The 15,532-nt window shown below is 67.2% G+C and carries 20 protein-coding genes; 8 read left to right on the forward strand and 12 right to left on the reverse strand.

The window, feature by feature from the left end:
- Positions 1 to 4: 4 nt before the first annotated feature.
- Positions 5 to 1,483, reverse strand: a complete 1,479-nt coding sequence (locus ACY9XZ_RS16485; RefSeq protein WP_463458123.1) for a cobyric acid synthase — start codon at positions 1,481 to 1,483, stop codon at positions 5 to 7.
- A 74-nt stretch (positions 1,484 to 1,557) separates the two neighbouring features.
- Between ACY9XZ_RS16485 and ACY9XZ_RS16490 the strand changes: the two genes are divergently transcribed.
- Entirely contained in the window at positions 1,558 to 1,827 is a 270-nt protein-coding gene (locus ACY9XZ_RS16490; protein WP_463458124.1) for a hypothetical protein, read from the forward strand.
- Positions 1,828 to 1,848: 21 nt separating this feature from the next.
- Here ACY9XZ_RS16490 and ACY9XZ_RS16495 read toward each other — a convergent pair whose 3' ends face one another.
- The 9 genes from ACY9XZ_RS16495 to ACY9XZ_RS16535 all read right to left on the reverse strand — a co-directional run bounded on the left by ACY9XZ_RS16495 (position 1,849) and on the right by ACY9XZ_RS16535 (position 8,054).
- Positions 1,849 to 2,499, reverse strand: coding sequence for a cob(I)yrinic acid a,c-diamide adenosyltransferase (locus ACY9XZ_RS16495; protein ID WP_463458125.1), 651 nt, complete (start codon positions 2,497 to 2,499; stop codon positions 1,849 to 1,851).
- Between the two features lie 69 nt (positions 2,500 to 2,568).
- Positions 2,569 to 3,282 carry an adenosylcobinamide amidohydrolase gene (locus tag ACY9XZ_RS16500; protein ID WP_463458126.1) on the reverse strand — a complete coding sequence of 238 codons (714 nt, stop codon included), beginning with the start codon at positions 3,280 to 3,282 and terminating at the stop codon, positions 2,569 to 2,571.
- The gene (locus tag ACY9XZ_RS16505) at positions 3,275 to 4,333 is read right to left on the reverse strand and encodes a threonine-phosphate decarboxylase (protein ID WP_463458127.1); all 1,059 of its coding nucleotides are present in this window, start codon (positions 4,331 to 4,333) and stop codon (positions 3,275 to 3,277) included. The genes ACY9XZ_RS16500 and ACY9XZ_RS16505 overlap by 8 nt, the downstream gene beginning before the upstream one ends.
- Positions 4,334 to 4,390: 57 nt before the next feature.
- A complete protein-coding gene (locus ACY9XZ_RS16510; protein ID WP_463458640.1) occupies positions 4,391 to 4,939 on the reverse strand; it encodes an NTP transferase domain-containing protein in 549 nt (182 codons plus the stop codon).
- Positions 4,939 to 5,742: an adenosylcobinamide-GDP ribazoletransferase gene (gene cobS / locus ACY9XZ_RS16515; protein ID WP_463458128.1), complete on the reverse strand. Its 804-nt coding sequence runs from the start codon at positions 5,740 to 5,742 to the stop codon at positions 4,939 to 4,941. Before cobS ends, ACY9XZ_RS16510 begins: the two co-directional genes overlap by 1 nt.
- On the reverse strand, positions 5,733 to 6,650 hold the full coding sequence (locus ACY9XZ_RS16520) for a CobD/CbiB family cobalamin biosynthesis protein (RefSeq protein WP_463458129.1): 918 nt from the start codon (positions 6,648 to 6,650) through the stop codon (positions 5,733 to 5,735). Before ACY9XZ_RS16520 ends, cobS begins: the two co-directional genes overlap by 10 nt.
- Complete coding sequence (locus ACY9XZ_RS16525) at positions 6,644 to 7,282, reverse strand: HAD family hydrolase (RefSeq protein ID WP_463458130.1); 639 nt, start codon at positions 7,280 to 7,282, stop codon at positions 6,644 to 6,646. Before ACY9XZ_RS16525 ends, ACY9XZ_RS16520 begins: the two co-directional genes overlap by 7 nt.
- A gap of 92 nt (positions 7,283 to 7,374) precedes the next feature.
- Positions 7,375 to 7,806 (reverse strand): type II toxin-antitoxin system VapC family toxin, encoded by a 432-nt coding sequence (locus tag ACY9XZ_RS16530; protein ID WP_463458131.1) that lies wholly within the window; start codon positions 7,804 to 7,806, stop codon positions 7,375 to 7,377.
- Positions 7,806 to 8,054 (reverse strand): AbrB/MazE/SpoVT family DNA-binding domain-containing protein, encoded by a 249-nt coding sequence (locus ACY9XZ_RS16535; RefSeq protein WP_463458132.1) that lies wholly within the window; start codon positions 8,052 to 8,054, stop codon positions 7,806 to 7,808. Before ACY9XZ_RS16535 ends, ACY9XZ_RS16530 begins: the two co-directional genes overlap by 1 nt.
- A 224-nt stretch (positions 8,055 to 8,278) precedes the next feature.
- On the opposite strand from ACY9XZ_RS16535, the gene ACY9XZ_RS16540 reads away from it, so the two are divergent.
- Positions 8,279 to 8,659 (forward strand): translation initiation factor IF-5A, encoded by a 381-nt coding sequence (locus ACY9XZ_RS16540; RefSeq protein WP_004515075.1) that lies wholly within the window; start codon positions 8,279 to 8,281, stop codon positions 8,657 to 8,659.
- 2 nt (positions 8,660 to 8,661) lie between these two features.
- On the forward strand, positions 8,662 to 9,465 hold the full coding sequence (gene speB, locus ACY9XZ_RS16545) for an agmatinase (protein ID WP_463458133.1): 804 nt from the start codon (positions 8,662 to 8,664) through the stop codon (positions 9,463 to 9,465).
- Positions 9,466 to 9,541: 76 nt separating this feature from the next.
- Here speB and ACY9XZ_RS16550 read toward each other — a convergent pair whose 3' ends face one another.
- Positions 9,542 to 10,567, reverse strand: coding sequence for an amidohydrolase family protein (locus ACY9XZ_RS16550; protein ID WP_463458134.1), 1,026 nt, complete (start codon positions 10,565 to 10,567; stop codon positions 9,542 to 9,544).
- A 106-nt stretch (positions 10,568 to 10,673) separates the two neighbouring features.
- Between ACY9XZ_RS16550 and ACY9XZ_RS16555 the strand changes: the two genes are divergently transcribed.
- Complete coding sequence (locus ACY9XZ_RS16555; RefSeq protein WP_463458135.1) at positions 10,674 to 11,642, forward strand: alpha/beta fold hydrolase; 969 nt, start codon at positions 10,674 to 10,676, stop codon at positions 11,640 to 11,642.
- Between the two features lie 86 nt (positions 11,643 to 11,728).
- Here the strand turns inward: ACY9XZ_RS16555 and ACY9XZ_RS16560 are convergent, their stop codons facing one another.
- Positions 11,729 to 12,601: a CheF family chemotaxis protein gene (locus ACY9XZ_RS16560; protein WP_463458136.1), complete on the reverse strand. Its 873-nt coding sequence runs from the start codon at positions 12,599 to 12,601 to the stop codon at positions 11,729 to 11,731.
- A gap of 181 nt (positions 12,602 to 12,782) precedes the next feature.
- On the opposite strand from ACY9XZ_RS16560, the gene ACY9XZ_RS16565 reads away from it, so the two are divergent.
- The 4 genes from ACY9XZ_RS16565 (at position 12,783) to ACY9XZ_RS16580 (ending at position 15,507) form a co-directional block, all read left to right on the forward strand.
- Positions 12,783 to 13,520 carry a hypothetical protein gene (locus tag ACY9XZ_RS16565; RefSeq protein ID WP_463458137.1) on the forward strand — a complete coding sequence of 246 codons (738 nt, stop codon included), beginning with the start codon at positions 12,783 to 12,785 and terminating at the stop codon, positions 13,518 to 13,520.
- A gap of 51 nt (positions 13,521 to 13,571) precedes the next feature.
- Complete coding sequence (locus ACY9XZ_RS16570) at positions 13,572 to 14,339, forward strand: Nif3-like dinuclear metal center hexameric protein (protein WP_463458138.1); 768 nt, start codon at positions 13,572 to 13,574, stop codon at positions 14,337 to 14,339.
- A gap of 4 nt (positions 14,340 to 14,343) precedes the next feature.
- A complete protein-coding gene (locus ACY9XZ_RS16575) occupies positions 14,344 to 14,907 on the forward strand; it encodes a SprT-like domain-containing protein (protein ID WP_463458139.1) in 564 nt (187 codons plus the stop codon).
- 165 nt (positions 14,908 to 15,072) lie between these two features.
- On the forward strand, positions 15,073 to 15,507 hold the full coding sequence (locus tag ACY9XZ_RS16580) for an ester cyclase (protein ID WP_463458140.1): 435 nt from the start codon (positions 15,073 to 15,075) through the stop codon (positions 15,505 to 15,507).
- Positions 15,508 to 15,532 lie beyond the last annotated feature (25 nt).

The raw sequence follows: 15,532 nt of genomic DNA on the forward strand, positions 1-15,532 counted from the left end.
ACAGTCACCGCCCGGGAAGCGCAAGCGGTCCGAGGTCGACGTGGTCGGCGACGAGTGCCGCCGCCTGTTCGTAGGGGTCGCCGTCGTCTCGCTCGCTCGCCGCAGGCGGGTCGATTCCGGCGGTCTCGAACGTGTTTCGAACGAAGGCTTCCCGGGCAGTGTCGTTGACGAAGAGGTCGTGGAGGTAGGTCCCGAGGACGCTGTCGGTCGCCGCCCCGTCGCCGTCGAAGGGCCGGGCGGCGTCGCCGGTCAGCGTCGAGTCGCCCATGTGGATCTCGTAGCCCTCGACGGTCCCGCTCGCCCCGGCGAGCGGGCCGACGCCGTCGAGGTCCCGCTGGACGTGTTCGACCGTCTTGGCCTCGCTGAACTCCGTCGTCACCGGCAACAATCTCAGGCCCTCGACGCGGTCAGCATCGCCGGTCCCCTCGATGTCGGCGTTCGTGATCGCCTCGCCGAGCATCTGGTAGCCGCCACAGAGGCCGATGACGGGACCCTCGAACGCGTGCAGTCGGTCACCGAATCCAGCATCGGTCAGTGCCAGCAAGTCGTCGACGGTGTTCTTGCTCCCCGGCAGGACCACCGCGTCGGCGTCGTCGAGGGTGGCATCGGGCGGAACGTACGCGACTCTGACGCCGGGTTCGCGGGCGAGTGGCTCCAGGTCGGTGAAATTCGAGATGCGCGGGAGCCGCGGGACCGCGACGGTGACGCTCTCGCCCTCGGGCACGCCGTCGTCAGCGCCGACGACGGATCGCTCACCGACCGGCGGCAGCACCACGCTGTCCTCCTCGGGGAGCCCGGGGTCGTCGTGGGGAATCACGCCGAGGACGGGCACGCCAGTTCGGTCCTCGAACTCCTCGATGCCAGGGGCAAGCAGCGAGCGGTCGCCGCGGAACTTCGTGATGACCGCGCCGGCCACCTGCTCGCGGATGTCGTCGGGAACGAGTTCGAGGGTCCCGACCAGCGACGCGAACACGCCGCCGCGTTCGATGTCGGCGACCAGCACCACGTCGGCGTCGGCGAACCGGGCCGTCTCGACGTTCGCCAGGTCGCGGTCGTGGAGGTTGATTTCGGCAATCGAGCCGGCCCCTTCGGCGACGATCACGTCGTGGGACTGTGCGAGTCGGTCGTGGGCCGCGCGGGCGGTCTCCAGCGCGTCGCCCCAGTGGTCGTCGTAGTAGCCACGAGCCTCGAAATGCCCGACAGCTTGGCCGTCCAGAATGAGTTGCGACTCGCCGTCGCCTCGCGGTTTCAGGAGGACTGGGTTGTGGTCGGTCGACGGCGCGACGCGGGCCGCGCGGGCCTGGACGTACTGCGAGACGCCGACCTCGCCGCCGGGCGTCGCCCGGGCGTTGTTGCTCATGTTCTGGGCCTTGAACGGCGCGACCGAGACGCCGCGGTCGGCCAGGTAGCGACAGAGCCCGGCCGCGACGGTCGACTTGCCGACGTGGCTCGCCGTTCCCGCGACCAGCAGCGTGTGGGCCATCAGACAGTGCTGGGGCCGCCTGGATTATCAGTGGTTCGGCGGGGTTCTTCCCGCTGGCCCGCCGAGATATATTTGTGACCGACCAGCGACTCAAGGTCTTGTACGAACACCTCGCTGCAACCGGGGAGCGGCCGGTCGAACGCACGGCCAGCCGATGGCTCGGGGAGGCCGAGGCCGTCGCCGCTGATATCGCTGAAGGCGATCTCTCCGAGGACGCACTAACGGAGCGGCTGGCGACCGTCGACCACATTCTCTCGAACGTCGACGGCACCGGCGACGCCGCTGCCGACGACCACGTGCAAGCGGCTCGTGAGATTGTCGACGACCTGCTGGCTGAGCGATAACTGCCGACCGAGACGCCCTGCTCAGAACTCCGTCCCCTTCCGCGCGCCCTGCCCGGCGTCGATGGGGTGTTTCTCCTTGCTGACCTCGGAGATGAGGTCCGCGTGGTCGGTCAGGAACTCGGGCCGCTCGTGGCCGCCCGTCAGCACGAGTTCGAGGTCGTCGGGCTTGGATTCGATGAGCCCGATCACATCCGTCGGGTCGACGAGGCCACGGTTCGCGGCGTAGAGTATCTCGTCGAGGACGAGCATGTTCACCCCGTCTTCCGGTGGACTGTCAGCGTCCTGCGGCGTCGAGAGGTCGGCCTCGGTGCTGGCCTGAATGATCTCCCGAGCGCGGTCGAGCGCCCCCTTCGCACGGGCCTCGTGCTCGTCGTCCTCGCTCCCGTCGAGGAAGCCGTGCCAGCCGTAGTGGCCCGCGTTCTCGTAGGAAAAGCCCGGCAGGGCCGCGATAGCGTTGTACTCCCCGCGCACATCCTCGACGGTGCTGGTCCCGCCTTTCATGAACTGCAGGAGGTGAACGCGGTAGCCGTGGCCGACGGCGCGGGTCGCCATCCCAAGCGCAGCCGTGGTCTTCCCCTTGCCGTCGCCCCACCAGACCTGTACCAGCCCGAACTCCTCAGGCGCGCTCGGACTGATGGGCTCGGCGGTCGGTCCGGCCGTGTTGTCGCTCATACCCGTCTGTTCGCCCGTATTCTGTTTAGCCGTTTGGTCTTCGGGAACGTCGTGTGAGAAACGGCGCTCTCAGGGCTCGAAAACCATGGTGTCCCGGTCAGTGATGACGCCGTACGCCGCGTCTTCGACGGTCGGCAGGTCGTCGCCGTCGTAGCGGGCGGCAAGGCTCGCCCGGATAGCGTCCCGAACACAGACGCGAGCGGCGGCACCGACTTCGGTCGCGCTGCCGGCGAAGGGGGCGGACTCAGCGCTCGGGACACAGCCGACGATGACGGCGTCCGATGTCGTTCCCGGAACGTCCGCCGCGTCGAGCAGCGTCGCGGCCTTCGCCTCGACGGTCGTGGCGAGCAGCGTCGCCAGCGCGCCGTCGTCCAGCGCGCGGTCGACGCCGACGACGAGATTGACCGTTCCCGGCCGCCAGTCGGGGCTGTCTGCCGGATTCGCGGCTGTCCCATCGGCGGCGGCTGTCTCCTCTGTCGACATCGGCAACGCCGCGGGGTTCGAGAGGCCCGCGGTCGCCAGCACAGACACCGGACCGCTCCGGGCACAGCGGGCGTGCGCCATGTGGACGCCGGTGAGCAGTGCTGGACCGACGGGGAAGCCGGCCCCGGAGAGCCGCTCGGCGCGGTAGGCGTCGAGGTCGGTCCGCTCGAACCCCTCCGGGACGGTGATGTTGTAAACCGCCTCAGCGGTTCGGTAGCCCCCGTCCCACGCCGTCGAGAGCCACCGCGCCCCGTCGCGGCGAATCTGACAGACACCGTCCCGAACGGTCGTCTCAAACATCCAGCGCGTCCAACAGCCGGTCGTTTTTTTCGGGGGCTCTGACGGCGACACGGATGTGCGAGTCCAGCCCGCGGAACGTTCGGGCGTCCCGGAGTGCGATACCGGCTTCGCGGACCGTGGCTAGAATCTCGTCGACGGACTCGTCGGCGTCGCTGACCGACAGCAGGAGAAAGGGCGCATCCGAGGGGGACACGTCGAACCGCCCCGAGAGCCGCTCCCGCATGCGTGTCCGCTCGGCAGTGACGCGGGCATTCGTCTCGGCGACGAACTCGGTCTGGTCGTAGCAGTGCGCACCGACAGCGGCCGCAGCAGTGCTCATCGACCAGGCGCGGCGTGCGGTGGCGAGTCGGTCCCTTGCCGCGCCCGTGCCGACGGTATAGCCCATTCGGACGCCGGGGAGGCCGAACAGCTTGGTTAGCGACCGTGCGACGATGACGCCCTCGCGGCCCGCCAGCGACTGCTCGTCGGTGAATCCCAGAAAGGCTTCGTCGACCAGCAGCGTCGTCCCAGCTTCGAGACAGTCGTCGGCGAAGGCCCGGAGCGCCGACGGGTCGGCGGCCTCACCGGTCGGGTTGTTCGGGTTGCAGACGATGGCGAGTGCGTGTCCGGACGGGTCAACGCCCAGCACCTCGTCGTGTGGGACGAACTCCGGTTTCCCGCCCTGCAGTCGGACTTCGCGGGCGTATTCGCCGAAGCTGGGGTAGGGAACGAGGACGCTGTCGCCGGCCCGGACCGTCGTCTGAATCGCCAGGCGTATGGCTTCGAGGCCGCCGGCTGTGGGTATCACCTGTTCCGGCTCGCAGTCGACAAAGGACGCCGCGGCCGCCCGGAACTCGGAATAGTCGTCAGCCGGATACGAGCGGGCGGCCTCGAAGGCTTGCCGATAGACCGCTTCCGTTCCCGGCGGGACGCGGGGGTTCGTGTTCGCGCTGAAATCCAGCAGGTCCGGGTCGTCGCTGCTGCCGTGTGGGACGCGCCCATTCGCATCGATGGCGGCATCGGTCCCGTCGCCGCCGCTCGCCCGCAAGCCGTCGACCGAGTCAGGGTCCATGGACAGGTGCTACGGCGGGCGCTGTGGAGAAAGTTTCGTGGCGGCCCGGTTTCTGCCTCAATATTGTTGTAGCCACTGTTCGGCCACACGGGCGTCAGCGAGCGTGTTGACGTTGACCGCGACGCGTCGGTCCCGCGTGAGCCAGGCGTCGTCGGAGCCGTTGCCGACGACGTTGATACCCGTCGGCGCGACCTCACGGCCCCCATGCCCGAACGTCGTGTCATCGCTCACGCCGAGCCCGCGCTTCAGCGAGGCCGGAACCAGGACCGTCAGCGAGCCGCCGCCGTGCTCGTCGAGCACCCGATCCACTATCTCGCCGTCGAGTAGCGGCAGGTCGGCGGCGACAGTCAGCACTGGCTTCGAGAGTCGGTCGTCGGCCAGCGCCCTGTCGAGGTCAGCGACGTATCCCTCGCCAGGTGTCTCGATACAGGGAACGTCCAGATGATCCCGCGTTACCGGGGCGTTCGGCGACGTTGCGGCGATAATTCTCTCGACGGAACTATCCCGAAGTGCCCCGATAACCCGGTCGACCATTGGCACGCCGCCGACTCGAAAGAGCGGTTTCTCAGCCTCAGTATCGAGCCGCGTCCCGCGCCCGCCACACATCACCAGAGCGTCCATGCGAGCACCTCCCAGTTGCCCGGCGGCACCGACCAGATGCCGCCGAAGAGCGACCACGCGGCGACACCGACGTGGAGCGCGGCGGCGCGCGTGAGTTCGTTAGCCGCGCCGAACGTGTCGCCGCTGACGCCACCCAGCCGGCGGTCGGCCCAGCCCGAGAGGCCAACAGCGAGCAGCGGGCCGGTGAGAACTGCGACTGCGGTCGCCGGAACGGCGACGACGGCGGCCGGGAGCGCGACGGCGAGTGCGGCGACAAGCCTGCGGGGGCCGTTCCCGTCGATCACCGTCGAACCGAACCCGTCGTGGCTCGGACGGCCGACGCAGGCCAGCGTCGCCATCGAGAGCTTCGCCCCCACCTCGGCGGAAAGGACCAGCGTGACGGCGACCAGCGGCGGGAGCCCGGCAACTGCCAGCGCGGCCAGCGCGAGCGCGAGGAGAACGGTCCCCAGTGCGAGGACCGCCCCGACGCCGACGGTCGTGTCTCGCATCACATCGCGGCGCTCCGCGGGGTCGCCGTGAACGACGGCCGCATCCCCGAGGTCCGCGAGGCCGTCAGCGTGGTTGACACCGGTGACGAGGACAACACTCCCGAGGTACGCCGCGGCGACGACCGGGGCCGGGAGCAGGCCCGCGGCCAGGAACGGCAGTGCGACGATGCCGCCGACGACGTAGCCGGCCAGCGGGAACGCCGCCGGGGTCGCGACGAAGGCGTCCCACGCTTGTTCGCTGTGGCCGACCGGGAGCCGCGAGAGGAAGCCAAGTGCCCCCCGGAGCGCGGTCAGAACCACGCGAACACCCCCGCGCCGGCCAGCAGGTACGCCAGGACGCCGGCGATGCCAACCCGCGTCACACTGCGCTGGGCCGTCGCCGCGTCGGGGAGCTGGCCGCCGGGATTCAGCACGTAGACGCCGGGCTTTTCGAGTCGAACGTCCAGCGCCGCGGCGGCCGTCCCCATCGGCCACCCGGAGTTCGGCGAGGGCACGCCGTCCAGCCAGGTCCGAGCGCGGCCCACTGAGCGGGGCGACCCGCAGGCGACGGCGAGCAGGAGCGCGCTCAACCGGGCCGGGAGCCACATCACGGCGTCGTCGAGCCGCGCCGCGGGCGTCCCGACGCGCTTCGAGCGGTAGCCCAGCATCGAGTCCATCGTGTTGACGGCCTTGACCCATGCCGCTGCGCCGGCGGCGACGGGTAGCGGCGAAAGGCCGACACCCGCAGCGGCGAGCCCGCCAACGACAAATGCGGCCAGGGACGCGACCAGACCGTCGGCGAGGTTCTCCGACGTGCTCTCGACGGCGGCGCTCCGGACCTCGCCCGCCGAGAGTGCGCCCGCGTCGCGGCCAGCGAGTGCGAGTAGCCCGTCCCGAGCAGCCGGGAGGTCGGTGTCAGTGTCTGCGATGACATCCCGAGCGGTCGAGAGGAGACTGCGAAGGCTCGTGGTCAGAAACAGTGCGAGGCCGGCGAGTGAGACAGCAGCGACCGGTTCGACGGTGGCGGTGAGGGCGACGGCCCCGCCGACCGCTGCGGCGGCTCCAAGTGGTAACAGCGCCGCGGCGAGCGTCCCGACCACGAGCGGCCGGTCCCACTCACGGTCGACCGCCCCGACGACCCGTCCGAACCACGCGACTGGATGCAAGCGGGTCGGCGGCTCACCGATTGCCAGTTCCAGCCCGCCGGCGACGGCCAGCGCGCTCAGCATAGTTCCCCCTCCCGGAGCTTTTCGGCTATCGTCGGCAGCGAGTGGTCCTCTAACAGTATCGACTGCGCGCCCACGCGGCCCGCACCGCCGTCCGTCCGGGCGTCGTCGCCGACGTGGGTGAGGTCGGCAAGCGTCACATCGAGCGCGTCCGCCGTCGTCTCGAAGATGCTGGGATGCGGCTTTCGCCAGCCACAGTCAACGCTGGTGACGACGGCATCGAAGGAGTGGTCGCTCCGGGTCTCGATGGCCGCTCGCTCCAACGTTCGCTCGACCAGCCCAGGGACGCTGCAGTTCGAACAGACGGCGACCGGCCCCTGCTGTGCCGCGGCGTCGAGCGCCTCGATGGCTCCGTCGCGGACCGTTACGGGGCTGTCGAACGCCGCGAGGACGGCCTCCCGTGCAGTCGTGTCGGCTATCTCGACCCCACGGCTATCCAGCGCTAGCCGAACGTGCTCGTCCAGCGGCGCTTCCCGGCCGCGCTCGTAGTCGCGGTGGGCCGAGCGATAGGCGTCCTCCCAGTCGTCGGGCACCCGAACCGACCGGGCCGCGAGCGCCTCCGCAACGGCGCTCCACGGCGCTGCTGGCCGGTCTGCCGCGACAAGCGTCCCGAACAGGTCGAACGAGAGTGCCACACCTGTGTGGTTAGTGCAAGCTCACTTGAACTGTGGGGGTGGCCTAAAAGTGAGTGTGGAGTTAGAGCAGACGAACGGGGCAGGCCAAGGGCTCACTGCTCGAATGGATTATCCGCCGTCGTGAGGCGGGTGATATCAGAGACGCCGTCGAAGCCATCGTCGAAACTGTAGAGATAGTCGATCTCTTCGCGCTGCATTGCCGCCACAATAATCGCGTCTGTCAGCGAGAGCGAGTCGTACCGACGGAACAGCGAGCGGCCGGCATCGAAGTCCGACTTCGGCGTCTGTCTGATTTCGAACCCACTACTCTCGATAAGTGCATCAAGCGTCTCGGTCGCCACATCGTGTCCGGCTCTCGCCTCCAGGTAATTCGTTGTCTCCTCAAGCACGTTGCTCAGAACGTATCCTGTCGGAAGTGTCCCGTCGTCAATCGCATGTGAGATTGCTTCGCCACGCTGATGATTCTGATCTTTTGCTATGCGGGCCGCAATGATCACGTTCGCGTCTACGACGACTGCGGCCATCAGTAGTCCCCGGCGATGAGATCGTGGTCCTCGGCGGCGTCGGTGGACTCACCGGTGTCGACCGGATCGAGCTTCGAGAACGCACCGTACTGTTGCTTGACCACCTTGACCGAGAGCGACCCGTTGTCGTCGACGTGCCAGCGGAGTTTGTCGCCTGCCTCAACCCCAGCCGCTCGACGTACTGCTGCCGGAACCGTGACTGAGTAGCTCTCGTTGACCGTCGTTTCGTCCTCGACCTCGTGAGGCATACCTGAAAGTTCGCCATGCCGATGAAAGTAATTTGGCATCAAATTTGCATGAGGATAAACTGTTCCCACACAGCGCGACGCTGGTGACACCGTCCACTCTCAAGCTGCTGGGACTGGTCCACTTTCCAATCCTTCGGGCTCACGAATCAACCGGAGTGGCTACTGATAGCTGCGGCTTGCGTCATTCCAAACCGTTTATACCCAAACAGGGGTAATCCGGCGGTATGGCAAGAGAGCAGACCGAAGTTCGAGAGCTCGACGAAGGTAGCTACGTCATGATCGAGGACACGCCGTGTAAGATAAACTCCTACAGCACGGCCAAGCCGGGCAAGCACGGCAGCGCCAAGGCCCGAATCGACGCAAAGGGCGTTTTCGACGGCAAGAAGCGCTCGCTGTCCCAGCCCGTCGACGCGAAGGTCTGGGTCCCGATTGTCAACCGGAAGCAGGGCCAGGTCGTCTCCACAGACGGCAACGACGCGCAGGTGATGGACCTCGACACCTACGACACGTTCACGATGCGGGTCCCCGAGGACATCGACCTCCAGCCCGACGACGAGATCGAGTACCTGCAGTACGAAGAGCAGCGCAAGATCACACGCTCGTAACGATGTTGCCCGGTGCGGGGGCCGACCGCGGGGCGGCCGACTACGCGCTCGTCGGCGCACCACTCGACGCATCCACGTCGTTTCGCCCCGGCGCACGCTTTGGCCCGCGCCGCGTCCGGCAGTTCGGTCAGCAGTTCGACGACTTCGACCACCGCACCGGCCAGCACTTCACTGACTGTTCCGTCTACGACCACGGCGACATCGGCCCCACGGCCGACGTCGCCGAGTACCTCACTTTCCTCCAGGGCACCCTCTCGGATTTCGAGAGCGAGGGGGCTGTTCCGCTCGTCGTCGGCGGCGAACACACCGTTTCCGTCGCCGGCGTACGCGCCTTGGACCCTGATGTGTTCGTCTGTCTGGACGCACATTTAGACCTGCGGGAGTCCTACGCCGGCGACGAGTACTCCCACGCGACGGTGACGAACCACGCGCTCTCGGTCGCTGACGAGGCAGTCGTGTTGGGCGCTCGGACCGGCTCCGAGGCGGAGTGGGACCGAGCGAGTGACGACGACGTGACCGTGGTTCCGCCAACGGACATGGCTGACTGGACGCCAGACTTCAACGACGAGCGAGTGTACCTTTCAGTCGACATCGACGCCGCCGACCCCGGGTTCGCGCCCGGAACCGGGACGCCGGAGCCGTTCGGCCTCGAACCGCGAGAACTGCACGAGGTTGTCCGGGCCGTCGCACCGCAGGCCGTCGGCTTCGACGTGGTCGAGGTCAACGACCGCGACGACGGCCAGGCGGCGACGCTGGCCGCGAAACTCCTCCGGGCGTTCGTGTTCGCCCACGCGGCCGAGAACTGACCCGAAACCGGCGAGCGACCAGTCTCCCCGTCTGGGCCTGTTGCGAGCAGTATCGCTCACATGGCTCTGTCGTCTCTCAACAGATAACGCGGTGGATGTCGAGCGGAGACGCTCGCCGAACGACCGCGTCGACCGGGTCTGCAACCGCCGAGAGAGCGTCTGAATCGCCATCGAGTACCAGCAGTGCGGCCCGACGACCGGGCTCGATGACACCACAGTCGAGGCCGACTGCGTCGGCTCCAGCGGTCGTCGCCATCCGAAGCACCGTCCGGGAGGGAAGGTCGAACGTCTTCGCGGTGTACTCCATCTCACGGAACATCGACGGTGCGTTCAGCATCACGTTATCGGTCCCGAGCGCGACGTCAGTGTACTCCAGAAGCGTCTCAATCGGCGGTCGGCCGACGTCGAGGACGCGGTTCGCTCGGGGACAGATCGCGATGGGGACGTCCTGCTCGGCGACTCGTTCGAGGTGCTCCGCTTCGGCATGGACCATGTGGACCAGCAGGTCCGGCTCCAGGTCAAGTGCCGGATGGATGTCCGTCGCGTCCGGTTCGCCGGCGTGGATAGCGAACGGGACCCCGTGCTCCCTGGCGGCGGCCCGCCGGGCAGTGAAGTCGTCGTCGTTCGCGCCGCTGGCACCGAACCCGTCGGCCACGTCCAGCACTGCGGGGTCGTCGCTTCCGAAGATGAAGGCCTCGATATCGAGTCCCTCGGCGGCTTCGCGAAGCGCGTTCGCACCGTCGACGCCGAACTCCCGGAAGTCGAGGAACGCCGCGGTGCCGGTCCGTTGCATCCGCCGGAGCGTCCGGTGCATCGCGGTAATCAGCGTCTCGTCGTCGGCCGCTGCGATCCGCCGGTGTTTCAGGCTGTTGGGCGGCACCACCGCTTCCTCCAGGCCAAGTCCAACGGCTGCCTCCTTCGCAACCGAGTCTCCAACGTGGGTATGTGCGTTCACGAACGCCGGGAGGACAATGCGGTCCGGCTCGCTCTTTCGCTCGGGCGTCTCCTCGACGGCCGCTATGTGACCATCCTCGACGACAATCCGGCCCTGAACCGGCTCGAACGACCGCCCGGCGAGAATCGTCCCCTCGACTGTCTCCATGTGGGAGCGAAGGAACGGAGGTATATGTGTCCCATGGAGCGACACTCCATTCTCGTGTGTGCTGGCTCGGGGTATACTGATACGTCCGGGGCTGAAGTGTTCACGTATGAGCTCCGGCACCACAGTCCCCGTGGATCGTTCGCTATCGCCCGATGACTGGCCCCATCCGGCCGAGCGCCGATACGCGGACACTCAAGCCCGTCTCGCCGATCACTACGACCGTGCCGTCGAGTCCAGAGTGACCGAGACAGACGCCGTGGGTCGCGTTCACTATCTCGTCGGCGGGGACCCGGACGGCGACCCCATACTGCTCCTGCACGGCGTGGGGACGCCAGCGGCGACGTGGCTCCCCCTGTTCCCGGCGCTCACCGACGAGTACCGCGTGTACGCCCCCGACCGGCCCGGGCTCGGCCTCTCGGCCGCCCCGAGCTACCGGGACCGGGACCTCCGGTCGTTTCTGGTCGCGTACCTGCGTGACCTGCTCGACGATCTCGCAATCGACCGCCCGCACGTCGTCGGTAACTCCCACGGCGGCCTCCAGTCGTTCCTGCTCGCACTCGACCACGACCGCGTGGACCGACTGCAACTCGTCGGCGCGCCGGGCGGGCTCTCGCGGGACCTCCCGCTCCTGTTTCGCCTGCTGACGGTCCGCGGCCTCAATCGCGTGCTGCTGTGGCTGCTCAACCGCGGCGACCCAGTCGAGAACGCCAGGCAGTCGATGAAGCGGATCAACGTCGTCGACGCCGCGGCGATACCGGACGCCCTCTACGAACTGCTCGCCGCCGGGCAGGACCTGCCCGGTCGCCCGGAGAGCCAGCGGTCGCTGGCGACTGCACAGGGCTCATTCGGCCGCGCCCATCCGCTGTTCGACATCCGGACCGAAATAGTGCAAATCGACCGACCGACGCAGTTCGTCTGGGGCACGGAGGACGCCTTCTACGCGCCAACTGTCGGTCGCCCCGTCGCCGAGAAGATGCCCGACGCCGAGTTTCACGAACTCCCAGAACACGGCCACACGCCGTGGCTGGAGCCGAGTGACGACGCCGCGGAGCTCGTCCGGGGATTTCTCGGCTGAGATATATACATTTACTTACAGTGTATACCACGCGATGAGAGAACGGACCTGAACGGTCTCTCTCCGGGAGACGCCCAGATGTGTACTCAGCTATCTGATACGCCGACGCCGACGGCCCGCTCGACGACAAGCACCCAACCCAGCATGGTTAATCGAACTTCGCTGTCGTCTATGGTGACCAGACCGTTCTCAATCAGCCCTTCGAGCAGGGCTTCCGGCTCCGCCGATTCCTGTGCCAGGACGCTACTGGAATCTGTCCGTCCCCCGCGTGCGTAGAGCCGTGTCAGCGTCCGGACGACCGGAGCCGGCGGGTCGAGTTCCCGCAGTTCCCGCCGTAGCCGACCGTATCTGCGCCGAAGGTACCGTCCGAGCAGATTGAGCTTCCGCGGCGGGTTCAGCGACAGGTCGGCCCCCACGACGACTCCCTGCCTGACGTACCGGAGGTCGACAGTCGGCTCCTGACGGCCCAGCAGTTCCTTCTCGGCGCGGCTGACGCCCACGACGGTTTCGAGGTCGACGTTGAGCGGTTGCCTGATACCGGTACACCCGACTCGTCCGGGGGTGACCCGGAGCTCACCGATATCGAACCGCCGCTCTGTCACGCGCCCGCCGATTGTCGCGGGATGGCAAACGGCCACCTCTGTCCCGTCGAGCAATCGGCGGAACAACAGCCCACTGACCCGGTCTAACGTCGATTCCGTCCCGTCGATGAACAGCACGACGCGCTGGCCGCCGCGCTCGAACCCGATTGTGAGTACCGTCCCCGAGAGCGCACCCGTTGCGGCCTGTGGTGGCTGGCCCAGCCGGACATCGAAGATCTCGTCCAGACCAGCCTCTTCCGATAGCTGGCCGCCTTCGACAGCGACTCTTGTGTTGTCGAGCCGGAATTGCGCCTGGCTCGGCTCCGCGGAAACGGACGGACAAAGCCCGGTCGTCGAGAGCTCGATCGTCTGTGTCACGGTCTCCCCTCTTTCAGAACCCGGTTCGCGGTTGCACAGATGGCGAGCGGTCTGACTTGGTAGTATACAGACCGCTTGCCGCTCGTGTACAGTGACAGGTCACCCGGGAGGATGGCCACGGTTGATGTAGCAACTATACCGATATAAGGATTTTATTACACAGCATCTCCACGTAGCGGGCATGGACCAGCTCTCGTCGTGTTACTTCTGCGGTGGCGCGCTCGACGTCTCGCTCTCCGAGTATCCGATTATCCCGAAATCGCTGGACCCGGAAGCAGAGCAGCAGGGGGCCGTCGTGCTCTGTTCGACCTGTCGGGAGAAGCTCGCAACTATTGTCGAACCGGCCGTTGAGGCGGCGAAGGCGGACGCCCGCGACGCAGTAGGGACGGCTACCGACGCTGGGACCGATGAGCCGTCCGGGCTGCGCAAAGATTCTGAGACGCCGAGGGGCGGCGAACAGACGACCGCCGAGAGCGTGGTCGAACCGACCGATGACGGCTCACTGCTGGGCGACGACAGCGCGAGCGCGGGGGACCGGACGCAATCCGACCGGTCAGCGGAGCCGGCAGGTTCGACACGGGAACCGGATGCGACGGAAACGGCCGCGCCGGATACCGCGGACGAACGAGGGGCGGAGTCGACCGAGGATAAAGATGCGGAAACGGGGCGCGGGGACACCGATAGACGCGGGAACGGCGACGACAGCGCCGACGCCCCCTCGCTGACGAAACTGGAGTACAACAAGGTGATGCGTCTGCTCCAGAACCGGCAGATGCCCGTCGACCGCGCCGAGATCCGTGAGGTTGCGATCAACGCCTACGATATCGACGGGGAGCAGTTCGACGCCATCATCGACGCCGCGGTGGACCGGGACCTCATCGGACAGGAAAACGGGCAACTGGTCGAAACAGAGGGATAGCCGGACGCCGGTAGAGTAAAGCATACCACCGGCCCTCTCGAAGCCCGCGCTATGAACGCAGGAGACATCGCGACGCGGCTCGACGACCGACTCGACATCGAGGCCTACGCCGACATCGACGCCAGCCCAAACGGCCTGCAGGTCGGGCCGGCGACCCAGCCGGTCGGGCACGTCGCCTTCGCGGTGGACGCGGCCGTCGAGACCATCGACCGCGCCGCGGAGGCGGGCGCTGACCTGCTCGTGACCCACCACGGCATCGTCTGGGGTGGGATGGAGCGCGTAACGGGAACCAACTACCGCCGGGTCGCCCCACTCGTTGACAATGACCTCGCGCTGTACGTCGCCCACCTCCCTCTGGACGGCCACCAGTCGCTGGGTAACGCCGCCGGCGTTGCGGACCTGCTGGACCTCGACAACCGTGCCCCGTTCGGGTCGATGGGCGGCGAGTACATCGGCCAGCGCGGCACCCTCGCAGAGCCACAGACTGTCTCCGAACTCAAAGGTGCCCTCGAAGGAAATCTGGATACCGGCGGGCAGTCCGTACAGGTGCTCGATTTCGGCCCGTCGACCGTCGAGGACGTCGCCATCGTCACCGGCAGCGGCGTCGACTGGCTGCAGGAGGCGGTCGAAAAAGACGCTGACGTGCTCATCACCGGCGAGGGGAAACAGCAGGCCTTCCACGAGGCCCGCGAGCAGGGGATCCACGTCGTCCTTGCCGGCCACTATGCGACGGAGACGTTTGGTGTTCAGTCGCTCCAGGCCGTCGTCGAGGACTGGGGCGTGGAGACGACCTACATCGACTGCCCGACCGGCCTCTGAGGCGATGAGCGGCGTAGTTTCTTACGAAGGTATTGGTTCGAATGCGGACCTCATCGACTGGTCGCGACAGTACTGCCGACGGGTCCGCCGCGAGCGGGGCGTCTCGGTCCGGTTCGACCTAGTCGACTGGGAGGTGTCCCACCGCGCCAAGCGTCGGGCCGCTGCGGTCAAACGGCCGAAACTGGACGACGCCACCGTCGGCCAGCGGTACGACTGGGACAGCGTCGACGGGAGTGACGGCCGCCCGCTACCCTGTACAGTGTCGCTGACCTGGGACGCGTTCTCGACCTTCGACCGCGAGGAGTGGGAGGCGACATTGCGCCACGAACTCATCCACGTCGAGCAGTACCAGCGCGACGGGACGACCGACCACGGCCGGGCCTTCCGGGAGCGGGCCGCCCAGCTCGACACCGACGTTCACTGTCCGGCCTTCACCGATCCGAAGCACGTCCTCACCTGCGAGGCGTGTGGTGACCTCGTCGCCAGACGTTACCGGGACTGTAAGCTCGTCGAGCAACGCGAGCAGTACCGCTCGGACTGCTGTGGGGCATCACTTGAGCTGGCCTGACTCCCGCCGGGTATCTCCTTTCTGGCCCACCACTGAGACATCGCTGCCCACCTTCCCGCCCAGCCGACCATGTTAAATACTAACACGTTTCGCGAAGAACACTGACATGGGAGCTCCCGGCACGGCCCGGACTCCAGCCCGGAGCACCATGCGTGAGGTGAAACAATGTCAACAACCGAAACATCGAACGCGGACACTGTCAGGCAATACCTGCGCGCGTTCAACGAGCGAGACCTGGAGACACTGGACGACATCCTGGCCGACGACGTGGTCGAGCACAGTATTCACGAGACACTACACGGTCCCGAGGACGTCATCGAGTTCCTGGAGTCACACTTCCAGCGGTTCCCGGACTACAGCGGCACGACACACGCGATGGTCGCAGAGGGCGATACGGTCGCCGTTCGCTACTCCGCGAGCGGGACACACAAAGGGGAGTTCCTCGACGTCGAGCCGACCGGACACGAGGTCGAGTGGACCGGGATGGCGATGTACCGGCTCGAAGACGACGAGATCGCGGAGGTGTGGGTCGAGGAGAACCGCCTGGGACTGCTGGAACAGTTGGAAGCTGTCGACCCGCCCGCTCATCTGAGAATCTGAGGGAGGAGCGGGCCAGGCGGTTCCT

This window comes from Haloarcula sp. HT12, assembly GCF_055271655.1.